Consider the following 22719-nt stretch of genomic DNA (forward strand, 5'->3'; position numbering starts at 1 on the left):
CTGTTTGTTCGAGAGGCAGCTAACCCATCTAGCTGACGGCTGCCAACATCTCCCGCACAGGGCTCACGGGCCTTCGTCGCAACCGGTAGCCGGCGCTCGGACCATCAGTTCCAGAGCCTCATGTTCGGGAGACAAGCCTTTTCACCCAGCGAAGCGGAGCTGTACTTCTCCAAGAAAGGCTGCCTCTCAGGTTTTCAGCATCCCTGCGATGAAAATCCGCCTCCTGCTGAACCTTTTGGAGGCAATGCTCTAGCCTCTTTCGTTCCTTCTCGAGTTCACCTTTGGCTTGCGAAAGTTGGCGGCATTCAGTCGTCAAATCTTTCTTTTTCTGATGCGCGCTCGTGAGGGATCTGCTGAGCTTTGCTATTCTGGTTTCGCTTTGCCCAAGGCGATGCCGCATGCGGCTTTCTACCGCTTCCTCTAGAAGGTCATAGCGCTGCGCAAGCTTCTCGTAGTGGCTCCGAAGACGCTTCTCACGCTCCAAGCACTTCTCAAGCTCCGCTTGCATCTGGGCGGGCTGTTCTTCGGAGGGTTCCAGCCCTCCGTTGTCGCAATTCTCCTCGCTCACAATTGAGCCATCTCGACGGCCTCGGAGAGATGGCGAAAGGCCTCAAGTCTCTGTTGCATAGCCTCAGCCCCTCCAGACATCTCGGAAGAAAGGTCTCCGGTCAGCCTCTCAGCTACCGGAAGCTCGAAGATGTTTCCCGTGGTGCGCCTACGAAATTGCTCCATTTTCTTGGAATCTGCACTCAGTCTCCAGCTATGGGTCGTCTCGTCAGCGCTACGGTAGACGATCATCGAGGTGCAATCTGCACTGTAGACCCGTATTTCTTTGTGGTGAAGCTGGAGCAACCAGTGAGTATCGGCTGAATTTCTATCCATGACAGAGAAGGGGACCTCTTTGGAGCGACGGTCCATGGAAAGCGCTGCGCCAGCAAGCGAGCCCGTGGTCATCAGAGAGCCACAGCGCTCGGCGAATTTCTCTCGCGAATATGTCGCGTCCTCCCCGGCGAAGTAGAAATAGACCGACCGCCGGCCGACCACGTCGGCCTGGGCGGAGCGATAGTAGTAGACCGTCTCCTCCAGATAGGTTGTGCTATAGAAGTCGTCGTCATCGAGCTTGCACCAGTAGCGGCCTTTGGCCTGCGTAATGCCACGGTTGAGGCATTCGCCAATGTTCGCAGCCTCCGGCAGCGCGAAGGCCCGCTCGTTTTCGGCCAGCTCGGGTAGGTCCTCGGGGATCTCACCGGTGTTGAAGATCAGGATGAGCTCCTTATTGTCCCAGCTCTGGGCGCGGAAGGTCTCCAGGCAGTGATGAAGGAGGTGGGGGCGCTTGGTCACCAGGACGACGCTCGTGTGGGGCCTGTCGAACTTCGGGCCGCAGGGATCGCGTCCCAAGAGCGCCTCGCGGTGCGTGCCCGTCCAGACGCAATCGCGCATCACTTGGCGGTAGAGCGCCCTCCAGCGCCGCTCCCGGACCCAGGTGACCCGGTAGGCCGCTTGCAGCTCCATGAGATCGGTGGGCGAGAAGACCCGATCCAGCATCTCCAGCTGGGGCGCTGCCGTGCGCGGCATACCCCAGAGCACCGGGATCGCGCCCGAGGCAATGGCGTCCACGGCTATCTGCACCAGTTCGGCATCCGGCCGGAGGCTGCGGCTGGGCAGCAGGACAATCCGTGCCGAGACGAGTAGGGCGCGTTCCTCGGCGCGCGTATGTTCACCGTAGATTTGCGGGTCGGTCTGGGACAATCGCTGGCTCAAGATGAGGGGGGTGAAGCGGTACCGGAATTCAGTAAGCAAGGTGGCATAGAGGCCAGGCGTATCCACGAACTCGGCGAAGTCCGGATACTGGCAGATATCCGAAGCTGTGGGCACCAACATCAAGTCCGCCGGGGGTGGGCTCTGGCGGGCTACCGAGCAGGCGGTCGGTTCGGTGGTACAGGGAAGAAGTACATCCGGCGCAATGGGGGCCCAGTCCTGCCCCTCGGAGCCGATCACTTCGGCCAGAACTCGGTCCGCCCGACGCGCAGCCTCCCGCCAGAGGGGGGCGATCTCCGGAGCGCCGGTGGCCCAGAGGTGTACCGGTATGCCGGCGGCCTCCGCCGCCTCGAAGAGTCGGGCGCCGCGCTCGGGCAGGCTGCCGTCGAGGGCCGAAAAGGCGAGGAGCCAGTCAGCATCTTCCTTGTTCAACCCGCTAGTCGGCACGGTTTCCACCACGATAATCTCAAGTGAGAAAAGATCGATTTGGGCCTCCGCTTCACTTTCCCTGAGCCAGAAGATCTCGCTGATCCCGGCCAAGCGCTCGTAGCCACGTTCGGAGCCGATAAACCCCAGCCGAGGCGGCGTCTCGACCTGCGCCCGCAGACGGTCCATCCGAAGCCGAAAATCTTCCCGTTCGGCGCCCTCTCCCAAGGTCTCGATCACTGGCTCCCAATCCCCGCCAGGCTGGAAGTAGCGGCGCAAGTCGGCGATCTGCTGTCGCGGCGCCTCTTCCAGAACCTTCAGCGCTGCACGCGAGCCCTTCCCCAATTCCAGAGTCCGCTCGAGCAGGCCTCGGCGCAGCGCGGTGATCCTGCCGACCTGGTCGGCGAATCTCTCTCCTTCCGGCCCATGCCATAGAACGGCAATAGGAAGGAGCGCGGCGCGACGTAAAGCCGTGGAATCACCCCATCCCTCTAGTTCCAACTCCACGGCTCCGGGGGGGGCGAGCAAGAAACGGGAAGCCTCTCCTCCAGCCAAGACCGCCTCGGTTAGCTCGCAGGGTGGAAGCGTCTCCACGGACATAGGATCCTGGTCGCCGATAACCGGGGTCCCTTGGATCAGCCGGGGATCCAGCCTGCGTCCCTGCCGGTCTCGGAACACCGCGTAGACTGGTGTCCGGGACATCTCCTGATCCTGTTGGCTAATCTCTATCCGCTGCAGCAGAAGCCGCAATTCATAGACTCGCCCTGGGGAGACCTCAAAACGCCGAGGTCTTTCGCTCTCCCTAGAAACGCCCTGTAGCTCTTTATCCTCTGCGGAACTTTCCATCTGGCCCTAGGTGAATACCACATTCGGTTTTGTCAGGAGCATGGGCCCAGCGGCCCGCTCTCGGATCCTCCCCTTCGGCCACGCGACGCGTGCAGTTGGCGCAGCCGATCGACGGATAGCCTTCACCTACAAGGGGGTGGCGCGGCAGGTCGAGCCAGTCGATATAACCCGAGATGTCCTCTTCCGACCACATGGCGAAGGGGTTGATCTTGAGATGTCTTCCATCTCGTTCGAGCAGGGGAAGCGCATGGCGCGTCGTCGCTTGAAAGCGCTTCCGGCCCGAGATCCAAGTATCGTAGCCTTCTAGGGCGTCTTGGAGGGGAAAGACTTTTCGGATCTGACAGCAATAGTCTGGGAAGGCGGACCAGAGCGTTCCGTCGGGGTCTTCTTCCTCGAGGGTCCTAGGGGAGGGCTGCAGCTTTTCGACCCTGAGGCCTAGTCGCTCGGAGACGGCATCGACGTATTCGAGGGTCTCCGGGAAATGCTTCCCTGTTTCCAAGAAGAGCACGGGCCAGTCCATCCTAACACGGGAGATGTAGTGCAGCAGTGCGATGCTGTCGGCACCGAAGGAGGAGACCACAGCGACTCTTCCCAGCCGCGGATCCCGGAGCAGTGCCTTCACGTTCGGCCGCCCGGCTTCGATCCCGTGATCTGCCGCGAGCGACTCGATCAGAGGATCGACCCCACCAGGGGGCCAGGATTCGGAGGTACCCGCAGCCATTGAACTACTTTCGGCCTAGGATCGAGATAGCGCTGACGCGACCAGTTACTTTTTCCACTTCACTCCACGGAAGATCCGGTCGTTCGAAATATGGTCTCGATACCGCATGGTGATTTTCATCATGTCGTCCATGACTTGGTCGGTCAGTTTGTTGGGCTGCAAGCCGAGGTCGATCAGCCCAGTGTGAGCCGGATTGTAGTAGTGCTCTTCTGCTTCCTTGCGCGGGTTCGGAAGATTCTTGACCTCGACCTCGAGGCCCAGCCGATCTCCACTCTCCCGTACGCGCTCTGCCAGGTCGTTTACCGAGAAAGTCTCCACAAACTGGTTGAAGACCCTGAGTTCCCCCTTGTCTGCAGGGGTCTCCACGGCGAGTTGCACGCATTGGAGAGCGTCTTTGAGGTGAAGGTATCCGCGCGTCTGGCCTCCGCGACCGTAGACGGTGAGGGGGTAGCCAGCAACAGCCTGCACCATAAAGCGGTTCAGGACGGTGCCGAAGACCTCGTCGTAGTTCAGGAAGGAATAGAGACGGTCATCCTCGCCGCTCTCCTCCGTCGCCAGGCCGTAGACGGGACCCTGCATTAGGTCCGTCACCCGCAGACCCCAGACGCGCACGTAGAACCACAGCATGTCAGTATCGAGGACCTTGGTTGTATGGTAGAAGGAGCCTGCTGCCCGGGGAAACAGGAACTTGTCACTGCGGCCCTTGTGCTCGATCTCGATCCAGCCCTCCTCGATATCAATGTTGGGCGTGCCGTATTCCCCCATGGTGCCGAGCTTCACCAGATGTGCCTCGGGTGTATATTCAGCCATCGCCTGAATGACGTTGAAGGTGACCCCTAGGTTGTTGTCCAGCGTCAATCGCGCGGCGCGCCGGTCGAGCATCGAGTAGGGCGCGGAGGGCTGTTCTGCATAGTGGATGATGGAGTCGGGTTTGAACTCCTCGAAGAGGGAGGAGACGAAGCTCCAGTCGTCGAGGTCCCCGATGCGGACCTCCACCCGCTTGCCCAAACTCTCTTCCCAGACGCGTGCCCTTTCATGGAGGTTGGGGACTTCAAAGAGGGCCTCGCAGTCGATTTCCCGCATGAGGCGGCGCCGGAGGTAGTTGTCTACGGCCATGACTTCGTGGCCCGCGGCCGAGAGCTTCATCGCCGTCGGCCATCCGATGTAGCCGTCGCCCCCAAGGATAAGAACCTTCATTGCTGTTCTCCCGTCTGCATGCTGTCCACTAGCGTCCTAACCTCCGATGGCAGAACCGCGTCCTGCATCAGGAGCTCCGCTATCTGCTGGTCGTTCATGATCGGTTGGCGGTCGGAGTGATAGACCACTTCGGAGGGCTCAAGACGGACCTCCTGGTAGGCATAGGTCTGTTCTCGCTGCGATCGGGTGTGACCAGCCGGCAGGACCACGAGAAACTTCTCGCCCTCGAGCAGGCGGCCGGCCTCCTCTTCGGTGGAAAGCTCCTCCCACATCTTCTCGCCCGGCCGGGCACCGACGGTGTTCACCTCTATTTCGGAGGGGGCATAGCCGTAGAGAGAGGCCAGCTGATCGATCATGACGCGGGCAAGGTCGCTGATCCTCAGGACCGGCATCTTGGTAATAAAGACCTCGCCGCCCTTTGCCAGAACCATGCTCTCGATCACCAGATCAGCCGACTGGGACATGGTCATCACGAAGCGGCTCATGCGGTCGTCGGTAAGGGTGACCGGCCCGCCTTTGGCGATCTGGTTGGCAAATAGAGGCACGACTGAGCCCCGAGACCCCAAGACGTTTCCGAAACGCGTGCAAGCGAACCTTGTCTTGCTTTGATGGGATCGAAGGAAGTTCATCGCCGTGAAAAGGCGTTCCCCCATCAGTTTGGTGGTGCCCATCACATTGGTCGGATTGACCGCCTTGTCGGAGGAGGTGAAGATCACCTTGTCGAGCCCTGCCTCTATGGCTGCCCGTCCCACCGTCTCGCAGCCCTGGATATTGACGTTCACCGCCGAGAAGGGGCTCCTCTCGCAGGAAGGCACGTGCTTGAGTGCCGCGGAATGGAAACACATGTCCATGTTCGAGAAGGTTCGCCGGATCTCTCGCTCGTCGGTGATATCGGCGAGATAGAACTCAATGTTGCCGTGGTCCGCATAGGTCATCTCCATGTCGAAGAGACCGCTTTCGTTGTTATCGACCACTCGAACGAGCTTCGGAGAGAACTTGAGAAGCTTTGCGACGATTTCCCGGCCTACCGAGCCGACGCCTCCCGTAACGACGATGTTTTTATTGGTAAAATAGGTTTTCAGATCGGGCATCTCGGTGATTTCATCGTGTATGGTTGCTTTTAGCGAGCGGGCGCGCCAATTCTAGGGAAGGGGGAAACTTCAGCTCGCCCAACTGGGCACCCAGGATAGCTCATCAGGGCGTACCTCTTGCAGGATGCGGGTGAGGTTTAAGGTGTCGGTGAGGTCACCGTAGTGCAGCTTGAACCGCTGGTTTGCCGCGTGAGGACCCGGTCCTCGTAGATGTGGTCCACCTGCTGAGCGTTGAAGAGCGAGGCCCGGCGCTTGATGCTATGCACCCCTTAGCCCTTCTCAAGCAAGACCTCGGCGAGGACCCGTCTTGGCCTGTGACGCCGGTTATCAACGCTTTCTTCATTATATGCCTCTTACTCGCCTTTACACCGAGTGCCCCATACCGAAGGCCAACGCAACGGTCGCGCAGACTAAGTGGGTGGAACGGCGCCAAAGAGCCGTCAAGAATGAAACATAATCATCCTTAAGCGCACCCCTGAGCAAAGCAGAAGTGTCACTCCCGCTTGCACCTGCTCTGTCTCTGTCGGAAAGCTGATCGATGTTCCAACGGCCATGGTGCGCCCGGTGTGGGGCCATCTGGCGGGCTGTCGTCGTCGCCATCTATCGGGCGGGCGGCTATGGGAACGGTTCCCGGGTTTACCGCCATTCCCGCTTTTACCATGTGTCGCTTGGGTCCTTCCCCGGCTGGTGGCGTTACCGGGGGGTGCGCGGAGCCCCGGAAGCGGACAATTTTCGCGGTAGGTCAGCATTGCTTACGTATTTTTGCGCCATATGGGAATGACCCCGTTACCAATTTTACCATACGAGGCATATCGGGCGCTTAGGCCGTGTGACCCCCGCCGAGAGGCGACTGGTGTAGGTTGAGCATCGTCAACCACAACTCAACCACACCCTTCAACCACAGCATAAGTCACTGAGATCATTGGATTTGTGGTTGAGTTGTTGGGAATCTTCAGAACATACAGAAACAAGAGAGGGCATTTCGGAGTAGTTGAATCATGCTCTCGCGGGACGACATCTGTGGCACAGATGGAAATCGCCAACCTACAAAGGTCCCGAAAAGGCCATTTGAGCCTTGTAAATAAGGGGGTTCAGGCTGTGGTTGAGGGCTGTGGTTGGCTGTTGTTGTTGAGTGGCCGGGCGAAAACGGTTCGCCGTATGGGAATTTTGGTAAAAGAAAAGGGCGACCGAAGCCGCCCCCAACTTTACCGATTTTACCGGCTTGGACTTGCCCCCATTTCACCGGACACTCAGGCGGTTGCGGTTTGGGCTGCGATGAACTCGCGCTGTGAGCGCATCTTCAGCCCTGAGTGTGGGTGGTTGTCGTGTAGTCCTAGAACACCCCGTCAACAACCACCGGGCACTGCACGCTATGCCTTCCGATGCGCAGCGCGAGCGTCGCGTCGAGTTCCGCGGCCGACCCCTTCACAAGCATCTCTCCCAGGACCAGGCGTGCCCCTCGGCCCAGGCTGAAAGCCCCGCCCTGGCTCGCGTCGACGGCGCCGGTCTTGTTCGCCTTCGTGACGGTGGCCTCGTAGGTCCCCTGTACCGGGTCACGTGCTTCGATGATCGAGCGCACGAGGGCCTCGCCCGCCCGGTCCTCTATCCGAAGCACGCAGCGGGGCATGTCCTCGGGGTCCGGCCCCCCGAGCTGTACGGTGCCGGTCACGGCCAAGACCGTGGCTCCGAGGAGAGAGAAGAAGAGAGGCGGCATCATCGGGCCCTCCATCCTTGTAAGGGAATGTGGACCGGGCGGAGACCTGCTCCACCCGGTCGGCGATCAGTCCTGCACGATGACGACGACATTGCCGCGCCCGCGCTGGACCACCTCCGCGGTATCGCCCCGGCCCGACTGTATCACGCCGGCGGCGTTGCAGCGGCCCCGCTGATCGACGTCGGCCAAGCCACCCCGCCCGAACTGCGAGATCCCGAGGACGTTGCAGCGGCCCCGCTGCCGGCCGTAGGCCTCGTTGTGGCGTCCTCCCTGGCCGACGACGGTGCGGTTGCGATGGCCGTCCTGCATGGTGATCGAGGTGTTCCCCCCTCCCTTCTGGCGGACGCTGAGCCGGTTGTGGCCGCCGTCCTGGAAGGCTCCGATCGCCTGGTCGAAGCCTCTCTGGTCGAGATGGATCCGGTTGTCCGCCTGCGCGGGAGAACTCGCCATGCCGAGCGTCGCGGCGAGGGCCAGGGAAGTAATGAGCGTCTTGACGTGCATGATGTCGGTCCGTTGCGTCTGAGGCCCTGATACGGGCGGTTTCAGTGCTCTATCCGGGCCGCAGCATTGGAAATCTGCGCCGGCAGGACCGACCCCACGGCATCCCGCCCCGCTAAGCGATCACCCGCCGTCGCTATCGGTTAGCGGGGAAAGCCCAAAGTGAAGCGCCTCCGGGTGAGGTCGCCGCCAAACTCGGGGCCAGTCTTCGTCATTGCCTATCTAATGAGTCCTCGGAATCGACCCGCACTCAACCGCCCATGAGGGACAACCGCTTGAAGCCCGTCCCGGGACGGTAACCATTGTTGACAAAGATTGCCATTCTGACTCTCATGATAGCATGGCTACGATGAACGTCTCTCTCCCTGACCAGATGAAGAACTGGGTCGAAACCCGTGCCGAGGATGGGCGGTACAGCAATGCGAGTGACTACGTCCGTCACCTGATCCGCCGTGACCAGGAACGAGAGCAAGCCATCGCCTCCCTGCAGGCCGAGATAAAAGCCGGCCTCGACAGCGGGCCCCCTCGCGACCTCGATGTCAGCGCTTTCCGTGAGAGGATGCGGACCCGCCATGGCGGCTCGTAGCCTGGATGGCTACCGCCTCAGACCCCTCGCAGAACAAGACCTCGAAGAGATCTGGCTGTATTCAGCCGGAGAGTGGGGACCGGAACAAGCTGAAGCTTACCTCGAGGGGCTGTTCGCGGCTTTTGAGCTATTGTCGGCCATGCCCGATATCGCTCGGGAACGACTGGAGTTCGTCCCTCCTGTTCGCATCCACCCGTCAGCGCAGCATCTGATCATCTACCAGGTCACTGGAAATCATCTGGACGTGCTGCGCATCCTCGGCGGCCAGCAGAACTGGCGCGCACTGCTCGACATCATCGACGGCTGAGACGCTTATCGACTGGTACGCCAGCTACGTCGCGCAGCTCCGCCTGTCGCCGCGGGGACAGGCCCGGCTATTCGCTTTCGGGCGCGATCTCGGGGGCCGGCTCCGCCTCGGCTTCGGGCTCGAGGGCAGGTTCGGCGGTCGACAGCCGTGAGACGGCCTCCTCGAAACCCTCCATGTAGAGGGGAATGGTCAGTTCGCCGCCGTTCGGGTTGAAGACGGCCAGCACGACCTGATCGGCGTCTTGGATACGGGCCATGAGACCTGCATTGAAGCTGCCCTCCACGAGGCAACCAAGAGCGATGCAGCGTGACCAGGCCAGCGGGATCCCGGGCTCCGCGTCGAGACGCAGTTCGGGGCGCTGTGACAGGTCGACGCCGAGGGGCAGCGCGATCTGCGCGTTGAACGCGCCGTCCGCGATCGGGTAGAACGTCACGACCATGGCCACGACGAGCGGGTCCTGCGTCAGGACCCGCTGATACAGCTGGCACTCGGTTTCGGCCTCGTCGAAGCACTCGATGGCCCAGTCCCCGACCTCTTCCCTCGAGACCGGCGCAGGGCCGTCCTCGCCCTGGGCGAAGGCCATCCCGGCCATCTGCAAGAGCAGGGCCGAGAAGAACGCCTTGGCCAGATGTCGCATGGTCACGACCCCGAGGCCGACTGTTCGGCCGGCGGCTCGGCGATCTGTGCGTCGAGATCGGCGTACTGCGCACGCTGCTGGTAATAGAGGCTCAGCAACGAGTTCTGATAGCTCCGGTCGCGGAAGGACCAGACGCCCTTTTCCGTGCCCTCGACGATGAGTGCGAAGACGGCCAGTTCCATCGCGTGGCGCAGGGCGATGCCAGTCGGCTCGTTCTGAGAGACGCCCGCGTCCAGTTCGAGGATCCGGTCGCTCGCCACGTACCGGAAGATCGAGTCCTGCAGGCGGACCGAGTAGATCGTCTTCTCGGTCGTGACGGACGACAGCACCTCGCCCGTCTCGACGCTCACGGCCCGTAGGGCGACCGAGACACGGTCCTCGCGGTATTCCTGGTTGATGCCGATCCCGAGGATCCGGGCGCCGGCCCCTCCGGTCACCACGTTGGAGTCGTAGTCGATGACCCCGCCGCGGATGATCGTGCCCGCGAACCGCAGCGGTGGCAGCGGCGAGGTCGCAGCCCCGCGATAGGCCCGGGCGGTCTCGTCGATGAGTTCGCGCTCGGTCAGGAGTTCCTGGAGCCCCGCGCGCTCCACGACGTTGAACCAGCTACCGCCGCCAACCTCCTCGAGAATATCGTAGAGGACGTCCTCGGCCCCCTGGGTCACCTCGCGCGAGAACCGGGTCAGGCCGGGCTCTTCCTCGTTCTGCCCGGTCTTGTCCTCGTAGCCGTATACCGCGACGTCGATCTGCCTCGACGGAGGCGCGAGGTTGAACAGCATCGCACCGGTGCGCGTGACGGGTGTCTCGATGGGGTCGGTCGCGAGCGGGTCCGACGCCCGCCCGACCCGATCCCCCAGTTGTGCGCATCCCGAGAGGCCCATCGCGGCCACGAGGACGGCGACCCGAATCGATCGGTGCGCTCCATTCAATACAAACTGCATCTGCCCCAGTCCTCGTATTCTGTCTGCTACTCTGTCGATAGCTTCTGAAAATCTGCCTTCGGGTAACTGACGGCTTCAGGAGTCGGGATCCGAGTCCCCGTCGCCGTTCTCATTGTCGTCTCCACTGCCGCCGCCGCCGATGCCGCCGCCCAGGTCGATATCGATGTCGGGGAAGTCGATGACGGGGAAACCACCGCCACCGCCGCCTTCGTCGAAGTTATTCTGAATACTCGCCAATTCGCTCAGATAGCCGGTCAGATCGGGATTGCCCCCGAGCCCCGGGTTCAGCGGGGCATAGACCAGGCCCTGTGCCGCGGCGGCTGAGGGCAGACCCATGACCATGCAGATCGCAAGCATGGACTTTCGCTTCATCATTTTCCGACCTCCGTCCCGCGCCGGCAAACCATGAAAAAAGAACCGCTGCTGAAGTTTGGCGGCGCGCTTTGAAAAATATCCATTCATCCATAGTCGATCCCGCCTGATCCGTAAACGAAACGGATAGGCGGAATACGGCCAGCCCGGCCGTGACGGGGAGTCTGTTGCCGAATTGCGCCGCCACCCCGACGCACCGCCCATCGCTAATCGCTCAGCCGGATGACCGTGCCGGGCCGCGCGTTGCGGATGGTGATGCTTCCCCCGTAGCCCTCGCCGGCCTGGCCATAGACGAGGCGCGTCCGGCGCGACGAGACGAGGTTCAGCTCCATCGACAGCCGGTTGCCCACCTGCGCCGCCGAGACCACGTTGTTGCGCCCGCCAATGACGTTGACCGACCCGTAGTTGTCCCGGCCCAGCTGGATCAGCGAGGCGGCGCTGCCCGGGGAGGCGATGATGCTCACGCCGCCAGTGTTCCGCTCCCCGCCCTGAAGCAGGGCGCTGACGGCCGACCGGCTGAAGTACTGCGCGGTGAAGCCGCGGTTCTGGTTGCCCGCCTGGCGGATGGTCGAGTTCGTGGCCCCGCTGCGGTTGGCGGCCGGCATCTGGGAGGTCCGGGTCACCGTCACCTGCTCGACGCTCAGGCCGTTATCGACCTGGAAGCCGAAGCCCTCCGCAAGGGCGAGACCCGGGAGAGACAGTGCAGCGGCCAGGGCCGCGATCCTCAACGCCGCGGCGGCGGTCCGGATCCTGCGGATAAGATGTCTCATCGCCTTATCCTTTCACTGAGCAGCTCGCCTGGCGCGGACCGTCCCGGAGGATCAGCTCGGCGGTGACGTCGCTACCGGCCGAGGCGGAGACCTGCGTCCTCGAAAGGACCATCGGTGCGGCGGCCGAACCTCGGGCATCAATGCGGCCGCCCTGGCTCGAGACAGAAATGTTGCCCCGTTGCCGGACCTCGACGCGGAGCATGTACTGCCCCTGAGGCCACAAGGCGGGATCGGCGATCCCCTCAATGGTGAGAACGTCACCGGACCGGACAAAACTGATCTCGCAGGGGCCCGGGCTGTCCATGGCGTCGATGCTCTCTGGAAATGCCAGAAGGAATGTCGCGGGAATGAGCCATGAAGATCGCATTGCGCCTGACCCATCTAATGGCTCCCGAAGGCGCAGGACCGCGCCTTCGGGAATTCGTGTCGCGGCCCGGCAGAATGCCGAGCCGGCCCGTGACTTACGGGTTGAACTGGTAGGCAGCGGCTTGGTTGCCCGTACCGTTCTGCGTTTGCAAGCTGGCGTTGCCGGTACCACCACCGCCGTTCGACTGCACCACCGCGGCGGCGTTGAGCGCTCCGCCAAACTGGATCTGCACGGCAGAGTTGGTCGAGCCGGCGTTGACGTTGTTCTGCAGGACAGCAGCAAGGTTGTCGCTGCTGAACTGGAAGCTCGCCGCCTCGTTGTTGATGCCTTGCTGAACGTGCGCAGCGGCATTGTCGAGAACGCCGGTGCCTTGGAAGATGGTCGACGTGTTGTCGTTGCCGTCCTGGGCCACGGCGGCCGCGTTGTTACTGCCGAGGCTGGTAATCGACGAAGTGTTGTCGTTGCCGTCCTGAGCCACAGCGGCGGAGTTCAGATTGCCATCTTGGAGGATCGAGACATCGTTCGAGTTGCCAACCTGATAGGAGACGGCAACGTTCACGTTGCCCAGCTGGGTCGTCATGGCATTGTTCGTGTTCCCATTCTGGAACTGAATGTTGCCGTTGGCCGAACCAACCTGGTAGCCGGACGCCATGTTACCGTTGCCGACCTGATCCTGAATGTTGGTGTTCGGCTGGCCAGCCGCCTTCGACAGCGAAACCGGCGCGAACCCGTCGGGCGCGACGTCGGCAAAACCATCAGCGTTGCTGGCCTGGGCGAACTGGCCACCGGAGTCAGCGGTTGCGACTTCGTCGACACCGGTATCGTCGGCGATGGCCGAGCTACCGAAGCGGATCGCGCTCGCGATGTCGTTCGACGCAGCCGCTGCCTCTAGAGCGCCGCCGGGGCCGGCGGTCGTCTGTGCAGAGGCCATGCCGACGCTCAGCAGCAGTGCGCTGGATGCAAGAAGAATGCTTTTCATTGTAGTGCTCCCTTTCCTGAACCGAAAGCGACCGAACGACCGCTCCCGGGGCAGGAAGCTACGCCCCGAAAATCTCCTCGAATATTCAGCAGTCCGGCTAGGCAAGAGGATTAGCCGGCCATATTTTCACCTAGATGATTTGAATGCGATTCAGGCCTTGCGGCAGAACCCCTGCAGGAATCGTCTAGTGGTTTTTAGTAGGTGGCCGCCGGCGGACCCGGATACGACCGGAATCATGCGCTGTGGGCACGGGGCACAGGCGACCCGGCACCGAATCGCATGCGACTCATCCGTATCGCCAAGAACTGATAATTCGTTCCGGAAAACTGTGGTATTCATCCCAAGACTGCTCCGCCGGGATCCCCGGTCCGGAGCGTCCTGTAGCTAGGGAGTAGAACCAGAGATGAAGGTATTTGCATCTTTTGTTAGTGTCTTTGCCGTGGTCGGTTCTCTCGCGCAGGCCGACGGTCGCACGCATGTGCAGCAGATCACCTCGGCCCGGGGAACCGCCTACATTGTCCAGGCGAACCAGATCCCCTTCTCCGTCCGCCAGGCGGCCCCCAGGCCCCAGGCGCCCGTCCAGGCAGCCGCGGTCCGGACACAACAACAGCAGCAATTGACGCCCACGCCCGAGATCCTCGAGCTGGAACGCATTCAGACCGGGGAGGGAGCGGGGCTGCCCCGCGTGAGCCTCTCGGTGCGCTGAGCGAGGGGGGCCATGCCGTCGCCGGTCCGGGGGCCGGCGGTCGTGGCATGGCGGTCGCCCGGTCGGTCCGGGGATGAGCCGGACCGGGCCCGGCCGACCTGCCTCTCTTGCTGCGATCGCGATGTTCGGTTCAGGAAATCCGGGATGAGCAGCTCTCATGCTTATGTCATGTACCGACCAGCAAGCGGGTGACCGGAGTTGACCGGGAGTGACCGATCCGGCGGTAACGCCTTCGGTGCGAAGTTCGGGCGGCTCGTCCGCTCGTACCGCGAGGATATCGGCCTTTCCGCGCGCGATCTCGCGATCCGCGTCTGGAACGACGAGGCGCGCAAGTCCAGCATCTCACGCCTGGAGAACGGGCGGGTCGGCCGGCCGGCGGCCGAGACCGTCCAGAAGATCGCGCTCGCCCTCGACATCCCGCAGGAAGAGATCGACGGCCTCCGGGCGCCCTCGGCCGATATCGGCTCCGTTCTGTCGCAGCACCTGGGCGATCTCGCCCGCAGCAGCCGCGACCAGCTCGAGGCGCTCGCCGCACGGTTCGAAATCGATCGCGCCTACGACAGGTCCTCCGAGAACCTGCGCCAGCTGCTGGAGGCCAAGGCCGACGAGTACCGTGCATATCGCCGCAAGATCGACCTCCTCGACGAACGCCAGGACGAGATCGTCGCCGCCCGCGCCGCCGCGAACGCGGCGGCCGACCGGCTGGACCTCGACGAGTGCGAGCATCAGCTGCTGATCGCGGATCGTCTGCAGACGCTTCTCTTCGTCGAGACCAAGGAGGCCCGGGCAAGCTATGCCCTGCTGCGGGGACAAGTGGACAAGGCATTCGAACTGTTCCGTTCGGCCGCCGACGCGCTCCGCACCGTGGACAGCCTCGAGACGGCGCGGCGCCTGAAGGGCTACTTTGTCCAGCTCTACGATCACGGACTGCTCTACGGCAACGACGGCCTCGCCCTGTCGGTCGACATGGCGCGACACGCCCTAGCGGCCTTCCCGGAGCGAGGAGAGGAGTGGGCCCAGTTCCTGATGAGCAAGGCCAATGCACTGGCCAATCTCGGGGACCGGACCGAAGGCGGGACGGGCACCGCGCTCCTGGAGGAGGCGGTCGGGGACTACCAAGTGGTGCTGACGCATTTCGGCCGGACCGGTGATCGCGAGAGATCAGGCGTGGCCCAGCACAATCTGGGGGGTGCCCTTTGCCTGCTCGCCGACCGGGCGGACGCCACCGCCAGCCGCATCGACCTGCTCGAAAAGGCGATCGGCACGTTCCGCGTCGCCCTAGAGGTGCGCGACCAGCACGCCAGCCCGCGCGAGTGGGCAATGACCATGCAGAACCTCGCGGTTGCCTTGAGGGATCTCGGCGCCGCGACCGAAGACGAAGTGGGGCGCCGGCACCTGATGGAGGCCGTGGAGATCTGCGAGAGGTCCCTGGCGATCAGAACGAAGGACAGCTCCCCCTTCGAATGGGCCATGACGCAAGAGAACCTGGCGCAGGTCCGGTTCGCCCTCGCGAACCACCGCACGACGAACGACCCCTCTCCGCACCTCGCGGCAGCCGAGTCGCACATCGATGCGGCGCTGACGGTCTATTCCCTAGAAACCTCGCCCTACTATTTCGACAAGGCTACCGAGTTCAGGCGGGTCATGAGGACGGCGCGGATCGCCCCCTAGCGCGTCATTGTTGCCCCGAGCGGGCCGAGGAGGATGCCAGCAACCGGACCCCAAGCGCGAGCCGAACGACTTGGAAAGACAGCAAAAACGAAAACCCTCGACAATTCAGATTCGGCAATACGATCTCGGATCAAAATTGAACGAATGTAAAAGATTGATTTCATTTTCGTTACAATGGTGAATTAATACATTCCAGAAGGACAATGTATTCATTCCCTCAAGAATATATTTGACGCTACGTCAATTTTTGTTGTAGAATTATGTCTCAGCGTCGTCGTAACAGACATGTCGGTGTAACAGGACATCCTGTATCCCGACGCTGACGGTCACGCATAGTCCAAGAACAAGGGGAGGTATCAAGAGTCGGTCCGCCGGTTGGTCTCTGGTTCCTAACCGGACGAACGCGGCGGCAAGCGGGGAACAATGAACGCATCGATATTCGAGAGCATCCGGGCCTTCGGGAATAGTTTCGGTAAGGCAGGAAGACGCGTGCATAGCCACGACCTCGGTATTCGGTGCCTGAGTTAAGAGGCGCTGCCCGATGACTGTCTACATTTTCACGGACAACCTATTGCTGGTGTCCGCATTTTCTAATATTATTAAAGACTTAGGGTGGAATTTCGAAAGCCACCGCGTCGCCGAGCTGGAGGGGCGAGATTTTGAACCCGAAGACAGCGGCATCCTTTTGCTGTCCCTTCCATTCTCCTCGTCCTTGAGCCGTTTGATCAACCGGATCGCCGCCAACAGCCCAGGCCTGTCGATCATACTCTTCACCGACGAGCTCAACGCGGCCGACATCGCCGGGATGTCGATCGGGATCCGCGCAATCGTTCCGACGTGCGCTTGCGAGGAGCGGATCAAGTCGATCCTCACTCTCGTGGCCGATGGCCATACCGTCCTGCCCGCCGGCAATTGCGCGATCACCGGTGCGCCGCAGGTCGTCAGCTTGCCGCCCCAAGCCCAGGCTCGGCAGCTCACGAACCGGGAGCTGCAGATCCTTCAGCACATCGCCAAGGGTTATTCCAACAAGGCGATCGCGCGACTGCTGCAGATCTCGACCAGCACCGTTCAGGTGCACGCCTCCGCCATCTTCCGGAAGCTCGACGTCGAAAACCGAACGCAGGCCGCGCGGCTTTTCGATGGGATCACGACCAGCGCGGCGATGCTGAGCAAAGGACCCCGGGTTTCGCCGAAAACGCGTCACGCGAACGCTTAGCGGGGACTTAATGACCGCCGCCGCTTGGCAACCGCAGAACGCGTATCAAGCTGAGCATCTCGTCGCAGGACTGGGGGCCGGTGCGGCGGCGGACTTTGGGGCCGTTGGGCTTTTTGGTGTTCGGGTACGGTTCGGAAACGGGGCTGCAATGAGGTCATCCTACGGGACGACCGCGCGAGAGCGGGTGTCCGAAGTTGACCGGAGTGGGCCAGTTACGAGTCATATCCGGGTGCCGGCCCTAGAACCCCCGTCCTCCCGTGCATGTGGTATGCGATCTCCCGGGCCAAGGCGTTGCCGGTGAAATCCTTCCTTGTCGGCAGCTAGGCGGGGCGCCGCGGCAGCGGTTAGCGGCGTGCCGTTGACTGAGCCGGAGTCCTGCAGGACCTGGGACCAGAGAAGGGCTGGAGCCCTGCCCGGCTACATCTCGACCGGGCGGACCAGGTTGCGCGGCGCGATTATCTGGCGGGCTTCCCGGTTAGGGGACGGGGCGGAGCCCGGACGAGTCCCCGGGCGGCTATCTCGACCGGCGGAGGCGGGACCAGGTTTCCCGGAAGCCCAGACGCTGGAGGCGGCGGCGGAGGCGCGGCGGTCGAGATCGCCGGAAGCCCGGAGCCCGGAGTCGGTCGAGATCGACGGGCGGATCCGGGGACCGGGTTGCGCCGGAGGACGGGGGACCGGGTAGCCGCGGCGGTCGAGATCGGGCGGGAGATCGAGGGCCGGGAAGCCCGGAGGCTGGAGGCGGAGGCGGGCGGCGCGGAGGGCCGGAGATCGGGGGACCGGGTAGCCGCGGCGGTCGAGATCGGGCGGGAGATCGAGGGCCCGGAGCCTGTCAGGGGACGTGAGGCCGGGCGCACGGGTTGATACCTCATATGGTAGGCCGATTATCCCGTCACCCCTACATCTTGCGGCAGCATCTACATTTAGCTCTGGGTCCTTCCCCCGGGCGGACGCTACCGCGGGGGGCGCGGAGCCCGGTATTCGAGGTTTCTGAAGAGATCTCACGGAGCCACCGTTTGATTATGAACTACACTCAGATTCATAAGGGTTTTCTGCCATTTTGCGTGGGTGCGCCGCCCTTCACTCAACTTTGGTGTGAATACTTTCGGGGTTTGTGCGCCCACTTGTCCCTCCCTACCCTTGGAAGCGTGTGTGCCAGTTCTTCGTGATCCTGCTCTGGGAAGCATAACGGCCAACGCCCACGTTCACTCACCGCATGACGCTGACGAGCTGACGACGAGGAACTGCCACAGGTTTGCCCGGAACCCTGTTTACGGTATGAGGCTGTGTAGCTGGACCTCTCGGGGGCGAAGGGCCACACGAGATGATTTCGACATTTTTTGCTCAAGATTGCCGACAGTTATTGAGGGACCTTTGATGGCCAAACTGCGTGACTTCGCCCCAAGGAGCGTCTCGGGGACGCCCCCGCTTGCCTTGGCCTTGGCGTGGGGCATCTCTGGGCTGGCAGGTCCGACGACGGCCCAGACCGGGCAGCCTCCCCTACCCGCAACCTCCGAGGACATCGGGGATTGGAAGCTCGAATGCTTCGCCGTCACCGAGGACGGCGGCCCCTGCCAGATCTATCAGCGAGTCCAGGCCGGAGACACGAACACTGTCGCGCTCGCGGCGGCGGTCACGATCCTGGCCGACAGCTCCGTGGCTGTTCAGTTCGCTTTGCCTCTCGGGATCAGTCTGCAACAGCCCCCTCGTTTGAGGCTAGATGAGGATGATGAACTCATCGTCCTACCCGTTTCCCGATGCATCGGTGACGGATGCCTTATTGAGGGGACAATAAGTCCAGAGGTCGTAGACAGCCTTACAGGTGCCGACGAAGCCACTATGCTCGTAAGAATCCCGACGGGAAACGTCATCCCGCTTCCATTGTCTCTGACGGGCTTTGGCGAAGGCCTCGAGCGCCTGGAGGAGGTACGCCCCGAGGCAGGCGAGGGCCCGGACAATCCGGCCACCTCGGGGTTGGCCGATGACGCCCCGCAGGATGCTCCCGACGATGAATCTTCTGCCCTGGACGATCCTGCAGCAGATGACAGCGAGAGCGAGGAGGCGCTCTAGGCGAGCGAGTCTTTAGTCGTTGATCAGGAGTCTTCGGCGAGTCCTAGCCACCCGACAGCCGGGCGCGGGGTATGGGTACGGCCACCCCGTTCCCGAACTCGAGGATCACGTTTTCCTCCTCCGGGGGCGGCGGTGGGGCCGGAGGAGCGGGCTGACTTGGGGCGGCTTGCACGTCTTGCTGTGGTGGGGCGACAGGCCGGAATGCAGGAAAGTTCTCGATCTGCTCGACGAAAGCCTGGCGCGCCGGCACCACCGGCGGGCTGTCGTAGTCGAGAAAAGCCTGAGCCGACGCGGCTACCGGTGATGCAAAGACCACGGCAGAGACGATCAACGTTCTTATGGTCCTATCTGGCAGCACAGATATCTCCCCGTCTCGAAATCCTTGGGATCACGTTATGCGGAAGGGGGAATGGAAGGACAACCCGTCGCCAGAGAATGCCTTGAAGGTAAGCTCGCGGTCACCGTGTCAGGCGGGTCTGGCACCCGGCCTCGGCGTCTCCCCGGCTGAGAGTCACGACGATATCCGCCTCGCTGCCGGCCGGAAGATTGACGACCGTACGGGAGAGGGGAACATGCCCGTTCTCGTCCGGCTCGCCACCAATGCTGCCACTCTGCATGCTGGTCGAGCGGTTCGTTCCGGATCGGACCGAAACACTCATGGCATACCGCCCGCCGGACCAGTCGGCGGCATCCGCCATCGCCACGATGGAGGTGGCGCCGTTCGTCTCGGACAGAGCGATTTCGCACTCCTGCTCCGCGGCGCCTGGCGTCGGCGCCAAGATCAGTGCGAGCAAGGCATATCTTAGAGGGTTGGTCGGCATGGCACGCACCTCTGCGGCATCATGCTTTATCCTAGCATGTCCGCAGGGGCGCACCAATCACCGACAGGGCGGCCCTGCTTTACTTCAGTTCTGCACGATCAGCGCCCGGTTGTTGCTGCCCGACTGGGAGATCATCGCCGAGCCGTTGCTGCTCGCCTGGTAGATCGAGGCGCGGTTTCCGGCGCCGTTGCTCTGGGTGATCAGCGCTGAGTTCATGTTGCCAGACTGGCGGATCGAAGCGGCGTGGATTCCGCTCTGGACGATATTGGCGCTGTTGTGGTCGCCAGTGGTGCTGATGTCGGCATAGGCGCCGTTCGTCGGAGCCGCCACGAGCGGGTAGGCGTCCAGGTTGACGGAGGCGGTGGAGATCGTCGGGCGCGGCGCCTCAAGGAGCATGGCCGAGACATTGACCGGAGCCGACACGGGCGCCGGGAGCGAGACGCTCACGGGCCCCGCGGAAATCTGCGAAATGAAGGCCTCGTCCGCCGCTGCGTGCGAGGGGAGGGCGATGGCCAGGACGAGGGCGGCGATCTTGGAGTACTGCATCGATGGATCCTTTCGGTCGCTCTTGCGCTGGCGGGAGGTGTCCGGTCCTTCCCCGAGCTTGCCCCGCCTCGGGTTTCGATGCGTTCAGGGAACAGGACCCGCCGGGCGGCCGATGGGCGCGGAGGTGGTCATTTCGGTGCAATTTCGTGGCCGGGTGCGCTCGGGCGCGCTGAGCTGCCCTGCCAGGATGCGCGGGGCATCGGGCGATCCATGTCTTGGGATATGATTCGCGAAATTTCGCTGATCGATTCGCAAGAATGTGGCAAGAATTCGCCTGCAGGATGACGCTGCGGAAGTCAGCACAACTATTAGTTGTGCTTACACCTCCCCCTCTGTTTCCGACTTGGGGACGGTGACCTTGTCAAGCGCAATATCTTGCACAACCCGATGAAAAAAGGGCAGGAATGCGGCAAATTTAATGCGGAAAGTTGGCTGAAGGATGTATTAAGCCAACCTAACAGCTGTTCATGAGCAGGGCAGCTGGACTGCGAGACCGGCCAGTATAACGCCGGCACACACATTCTTTTAAAACCAGGAGTAACGCCATGAAAACGCTCATGATCTCTGCCGCGGTCATCGCCCTCGCCGGCGCCGCGCACGCCCAGGAAGCCTTCGTCACCCAGCTGGGTTCCGGTAACGAAGGTGCGAACCTCTCGTTCAACAACAACACCCTGAACCCGAACCTTCAGGTCGTTGCTCAGGACGGCAACAACATGTCGGCCGTGAACCTGTCTAACGGCAGCGGCAACACCGCTTGGGCTCACCAGGAGAACGTCGCCGCCTCCGGCGTCTACTTCCTCGGTTTCGAGCTTGCCGCTCCCGATCTTGGTGCAGAGCACGAGTCCCTGATCTGGCAGAACGGCAATGGCAACAACGCCGTCAACGTCGCGCTCGACGAGAACATCGTGAACAACGGCTATTGCGGCATCTTTAGTGGTTGCACCGACGGTGAAGCAGGCCAAGGCGCCAAGCAGCAGACCATCCAGAACGGTAATAACAACGTCGCCGTGAACTGGTCGCAGGACAGCACCTCGTCCCATATCTCTGCCTCCACGCCGTCCTCGCTCAGCTCGCCGAGCCTCTACACCTACCCCGACCTCAGCAACCCGGGCTTCCACAGCGCCACCGTGTCCCCGCCGCACTTCGGCTCCTACACGGCTGATGTTTACCAAGGCTTCTAATCGTCCTTCGTCGGTGGCCCTTCGGGGCCACCGACACTGCGAATTCACATCACTTGTCCGCTGTAGCGGACGAGCCGGTTTCTCTTATTTCCAGGATTTCTGAGATGCATTGTTTCCGACGCACACTTACTGCCGCGGCCTGCATCTTGACGCTCGCGACCGGCGCCTTCGCCAACGAAGCGTTCGTGACGCAGCTGGGTGACCAGAATCGTGGGGCCAACATCAGCGGTGGTACCGGCAACAACTCGGCCATCCACCAGGTCGGCTCCGTCAACACGGCCGCGCAGTTTACCGCGGGTCGCGGCAATACCTCCGCATCGATGCAGTACGGCGTCCTCAACCAGTCGTCCGCCGTCATCGCCGGTCGGTCGAACGAGAGCGGCACCGCGCAGCTCGGTCTCGGCAACCTCAGCCGAACGACCATTGTCGGTTACGGGAACCGTGTCGGCACGCTGCAGGTCGGGGCCTTCCACCGCGCCGATGTCAACGTCTTCGGCAATCGTACCGATGTCGGAGTCGCGCAGTTCGGCGCCGGCCGTCAAGTCGATCTGACCGTCACCGACTACCTTGCCTCGGGCAGTGCAGCACCGAGTGCAGGCGTCTCCGCGGGGGAGTCCCCCAGCGGCCGGTTGCAGGTCGGTGTCGTTCAATCCGCCAACGATGCCGCCGTGAATGCATTCGTCGGGCGTGATAGCGCCGGGAGTATTGTCATCCGGCCCGGCAACGCCACCACGGTTCTGCAATTCTAAGGCGAGCTAGCCTGTAACTAGGCGCCGGCGACATTTGAAGTTGCCGGCGCTTTTCCCTTGACCGCACCCTTCGTGTAAGTTGCGCGGGAGGCACAATGCCGGGCCGACCTTCTGTGAGGCACTCTCCCGGTATTGGAGAAATCGCAAGCGGTGGTACTGATCCGCCGAACAGTTCGAAAGGTCGAACCATGAACGTCAAGCTTTTCACAACGTTTGCTGTGGTCGGTGCCCTCACCTGTGGAGCGGCGGCCGCCGAGAACCGCAACTTCAACTTCATCAACCCGAACTTCGGCGGGAACCCGAATATCGGCACGTTCTTGTTCGGCCTTGCCGAAGTGCAGCGCACCGCAACTATTGATCCCGACGAACTCCAAGGCGGCGGCGGTGGCGGGCAGGCTCCCACTCCCGGGGTCGGCGGGGGCGGCAATATCGGCGGGCCGACAATCATCATTCCCATCGGCAACACGGGTGTCGAAGTCCCGCAAGTCGGTGTCGGTACGGAAGACTGATCCCGCCGGGCACAAGCAAGAAAACCCGGGGCCGGGACACGGT

25 protein-coding genes and 1 pseudogene are annotated in these 22719 nt (G+C 62.4%); 10 read left to right on the forward strand and 16 right to left on the reverse strand.

What is annotated here, in order from left to right:
- Positions 1 to 118 precede the first annotated feature (118 nt).
- From F3S47_RS18665 to F3S47_RS18700, 8 genes and pseudogenes are all read right to left on the reverse strand, one after another.
- Positions 119 to 568 (reverse strand): hypothetical protein, encoded by a 450-nt coding sequence (locus tag F3S47_RS18665; RefSeq protein ID WP_150446835.1) that lies wholly within the window; start codon positions 566 to 568, stop codon positions 119 to 121.
- Positions 565 to 2685, reverse strand: a complete 2121-nt coding sequence (locus F3S47_RS18670) for a glycosyltransferase family A protein (RefSeq protein ID WP_191090248.1) — start codon at positions 2683 to 2685, stop codon at positions 565 to 567. The genes F3S47_RS18665 and F3S47_RS18670 overlap by 4 nt, the downstream gene beginning before the upstream one ends.
- 322 nt (positions 2686 to 3007) lie before the next feature.
- Complete coding sequence (locus F3S47_RS18675; RefSeq protein ID WP_150446837.1) at positions 3008 to 3751, reverse strand: phosphoadenylyl-sulfate reductase; 744 nt, start codon at positions 3749 to 3751, stop codon at positions 3008 to 3010.
- Between the two features lie 45 nt (positions 3752 to 3796).
- Positions 3797 to 4948, reverse strand: a complete 1152-nt coding sequence (locus tag F3S47_RS18680) for an NAD-dependent epimerase/dehydratase family protein (protein WP_150446838.1) — start codon at positions 4946 to 4948, stop codon at positions 3797 to 3799.
- On the reverse strand, positions 4945 to 6039 hold the full coding sequence (locus tag F3S47_RS18685) for a polysaccharide biosynthesis protein (RefSeq protein ID WP_150446839.1): 1095 nt from the start codon (positions 6037 to 6039) through the stop codon (positions 4945 to 4947). The genes F3S47_RS18680 and F3S47_RS18685 overlap by 4 nt, the downstream gene beginning before the upstream one ends.
- Positions 6040 to 6135: 96 nt before the next feature.
- A pseudogene (locus F3S47_RS18690) lies at positions 6136 to 6382 on the reverse strand (GDP-mannose 4,6-dehydratase); the annotation flags it as partial.
- A gap of 990 nt (positions 6383 to 7372) precedes the next feature.
- On the reverse strand, positions 7373 to 7756 hold the full coding sequence (gene csgH, locus F3S47_RS18695) for a curli-like amyloid fiber formation chaperone CsgH (RefSeq protein WP_150446840.1): 384 nt from the start codon (positions 7754 to 7756) through the stop codon (positions 7373 to 7375).
- 63 nt (positions 7757 to 7819) lie between these two features.
- On the reverse strand, positions 7820 to 8254 hold the full coding sequence (locus F3S47_RS18700; RefSeq protein ID WP_150446841.1) for a curlin: 435 nt from the start codon (positions 8252 to 8254) through the stop codon (positions 7820 to 7822).
- A 346-nt stretch (positions 8255 to 8600) separates the two neighbouring features.
- On the opposite strand from F3S47_RS18700, the gene F3S47_RS18705 reads away from it, so the two are divergent.
- Entirely contained in the window at positions 8601 to 8837 is a 237-nt protein-coding gene (locus F3S47_RS18705; protein WP_317978267.1) for a type II toxin-antitoxin system ParD family antitoxin, read from the forward strand.
- A complete protein-coding gene (locus F3S47_RS18710; protein WP_150446843.1) occupies positions 8824 to 9144 on the forward strand; it encodes a type II toxin-antitoxin system RelE/ParE family toxin in 321 nt (106 codons plus the stop codon). The genes F3S47_RS18705 and F3S47_RS18710 overlap by 14 nt, the downstream gene beginning before the upstream one ends.
- Positions 9145 to 9211: 67 nt before the next feature.
- Here the strand turns inward: F3S47_RS18710 and F3S47_RS18715 are convergent, their stop codons facing one another.
- The 6 genes from F3S47_RS18715 to F3S47_RS18735 form a co-directional block, all read right to left on the reverse strand.
- Complete coding sequence (locus F3S47_RS18715; protein ID WP_150446844.1) at positions 9212 to 9781, reverse strand: invasion associated locus B family protein; 570 nt, start codon at positions 9779 to 9781, stop codon at positions 9212 to 9214.
- Positions 9782 to 9783: 2 nt separating this feature from the next.
- Complete coding sequence (locus tag F3S47_RS18720; protein ID WP_150446845.1) at positions 9784 to 10722, reverse strand: CsgG/HfaB family protein; 939 nt, start codon at positions 10720 to 10722, stop codon at positions 9784 to 9786.
- A 75-nt stretch (positions 10723 to 10797) separates the two neighbouring features.
- Positions 10798 to 11184 carry a curli assembly protein CsgF gene (locus F3S47_RS18725; protein ID WP_191090249.1) on the reverse strand — a complete coding sequence of 129 codons (387 nt, stop codon included), beginning with the start codon at positions 11182 to 11184 and terminating at the stop codon, positions 10798 to 10800.
- Positions 11185 to 11300: 116 nt separating this feature from the next.
- The gene (locus tag F3S47_RS18730; protein ID WP_150446847.1) at positions 11301 to 11864 is read right to left on the reverse strand and encodes a hypothetical protein; all 564 of its coding nucleotides are present in this window, start codon (positions 11862 to 11864) and stop codon (positions 11301 to 11303) included.
- Between the two features lie 4 nt (positions 11865 to 11868).
- Positions 11869 to 12231: a curli-like amyloid fiber formation chaperone CsgH gene (gene csgH, locus F3S47_RS19755; RefSeq protein ID WP_396280132.1), complete on the reverse strand. Its 363-nt coding sequence runs from the start codon at positions 12229 to 12231 to the stop codon at positions 11869 to 11871.
- A gap of 94 nt (positions 12232 to 12325) precedes the next feature.
- The gene (locus F3S47_RS18735) at positions 12326 to 13210 is read right to left on the reverse strand and encodes a hypothetical protein (RefSeq protein WP_150446848.1); all 885 of its coding nucleotides are present in this window, start codon (positions 13208 to 13210) and stop codon (positions 12326 to 12328) included.
- Between the two features lie 403 nt (positions 13211 to 13613).
- On the opposite strand from F3S47_RS18735, the gene F3S47_RS18740 reads away from it, so the two are divergent.
- The 5 genes from F3S47_RS18740 (at position 13614) to F3S47_RS18760 (ending at position 18870) form a co-directional block, all read left to right on the forward strand.
- Positions 13614 to 13916, forward strand: a complete 303-nt coding sequence (locus F3S47_RS18740; protein WP_150446849.1) for a hypothetical protein — start codon at positions 13614 to 13616, stop codon at positions 13914 to 13916.
- 198 nt (positions 13917 to 14114) lie between these two features.
- The gene (locus F3S47_RS18745) at positions 14115 to 15587 is read left to right on the forward strand and encodes a helix-turn-helix domain-containing protein (RefSeq protein WP_150446850.1); all 1473 of its coding nucleotides are present in this window, start codon (positions 14115 to 14117) and stop codon (positions 15585 to 15587) included.
- Between the two features lie 541 nt (positions 15588 to 16128).
- The gene (locus F3S47_RS18750; protein ID WP_150446851.1) at positions 16129 to 16803 is read left to right on the forward strand and encodes a response regulator transcription factor; all 675 of its coding nucleotides are present in this window, start codon (positions 16129 to 16131) and stop codon (positions 16801 to 16803) included.
- A gap of 654 nt (positions 16804 to 17457) precedes the next feature.
- Positions 17458 to 17664 carry a hypothetical protein gene (locus F3S47_RS18755; RefSeq protein WP_150446852.1) on the forward strand — a complete coding sequence of 69 codons (207 nt, stop codon included), beginning with the start codon at positions 17458 to 17460 and terminating at the stop codon, positions 17662 to 17664.
- Positions 17665 to 18177: 513 nt separating this feature from the next.
- Positions 18178 to 18870, forward strand: a complete 693-nt coding sequence (locus F3S47_RS18760; protein ID WP_191090250.1) for an invasion associated locus B family protein — start codon at positions 18178 to 18180, stop codon at positions 18868 to 18870.
- Between the two features lie 458 nt (positions 18871 to 19328).
- Here F3S47_RS18760 and csgH (F3S47_RS18765) read toward each other — a convergent pair whose 3' ends face one another.
- Together csgH (F3S47_RS18765) and F3S47_RS18770 are read right to left on the reverse strand one after the other, a co-directional pair.
- Complete coding sequence (csgH, locus tag F3S47_RS18765) at positions 19329 to 19691, reverse strand: curli-like amyloid fiber formation chaperone CsgH (protein WP_150446854.1); 363 nt, start codon at positions 19689 to 19691, stop codon at positions 19329 to 19331.
- Between the two features lie 84 nt (positions 19692 to 19775).
- Positions 19776 to 20237: a hypothetical protein gene (locus F3S47_RS18770; RefSeq protein ID WP_150446855.1), complete on the reverse strand. Its 462-nt coding sequence runs from the start codon at positions 20235 to 20237 to the stop codon at positions 19776 to 19778.
- Between the two features lie 545 nt (positions 20238 to 20782).
- Here F3S47_RS18770 and F3S47_RS18775 point away from each other — a divergent pair.
- The 3 genes from F3S47_RS18775 to F3S47_RS18785 all read left to right on the forward strand — a co-directional run bounded on the left by F3S47_RS18775 (position 20783) and on the right by F3S47_RS18785 (position 22676).
- Positions 20783 to 21418: a hypothetical protein gene (locus F3S47_RS18775; RefSeq protein WP_150446856.1), complete on the forward strand. Its 636-nt coding sequence runs from the start codon at positions 20783 to 20785 to the stop codon at positions 21416 to 21418.
- A gap of 146 nt (positions 21419 to 21564) precedes the next feature.
- On the forward strand, positions 21565 to 22167 hold the full coding sequence (locus F3S47_RS18780; protein ID WP_150446857.1) for a hypothetical protein: 603 nt from the start codon (positions 21565 to 21567) through the stop codon (positions 22165 to 22167).
- Between the two features lie 188 nt (positions 22168 to 22355).
- Positions 22356 to 22676: a curli assembly protein CsgF gene (locus F3S47_RS18785; protein ID WP_150446858.1), complete on the forward strand. Its 321-nt coding sequence runs from the start codon at positions 22356 to 22358 to the stop codon at positions 22674 to 22676.
- The last annotated feature ends 43 nt before the right edge of the window (positions 22677 to 22719 follow it).

This window comes from Histidinibacterium aquaticum (assembly GCF_008710275.1).
GTDB lineage: Bacteria > Pseudomonadota > Alphaproteobacteria > Rhodobacterales > Rhodobacteraceae > Oceanicola > Oceanicola aquaticus.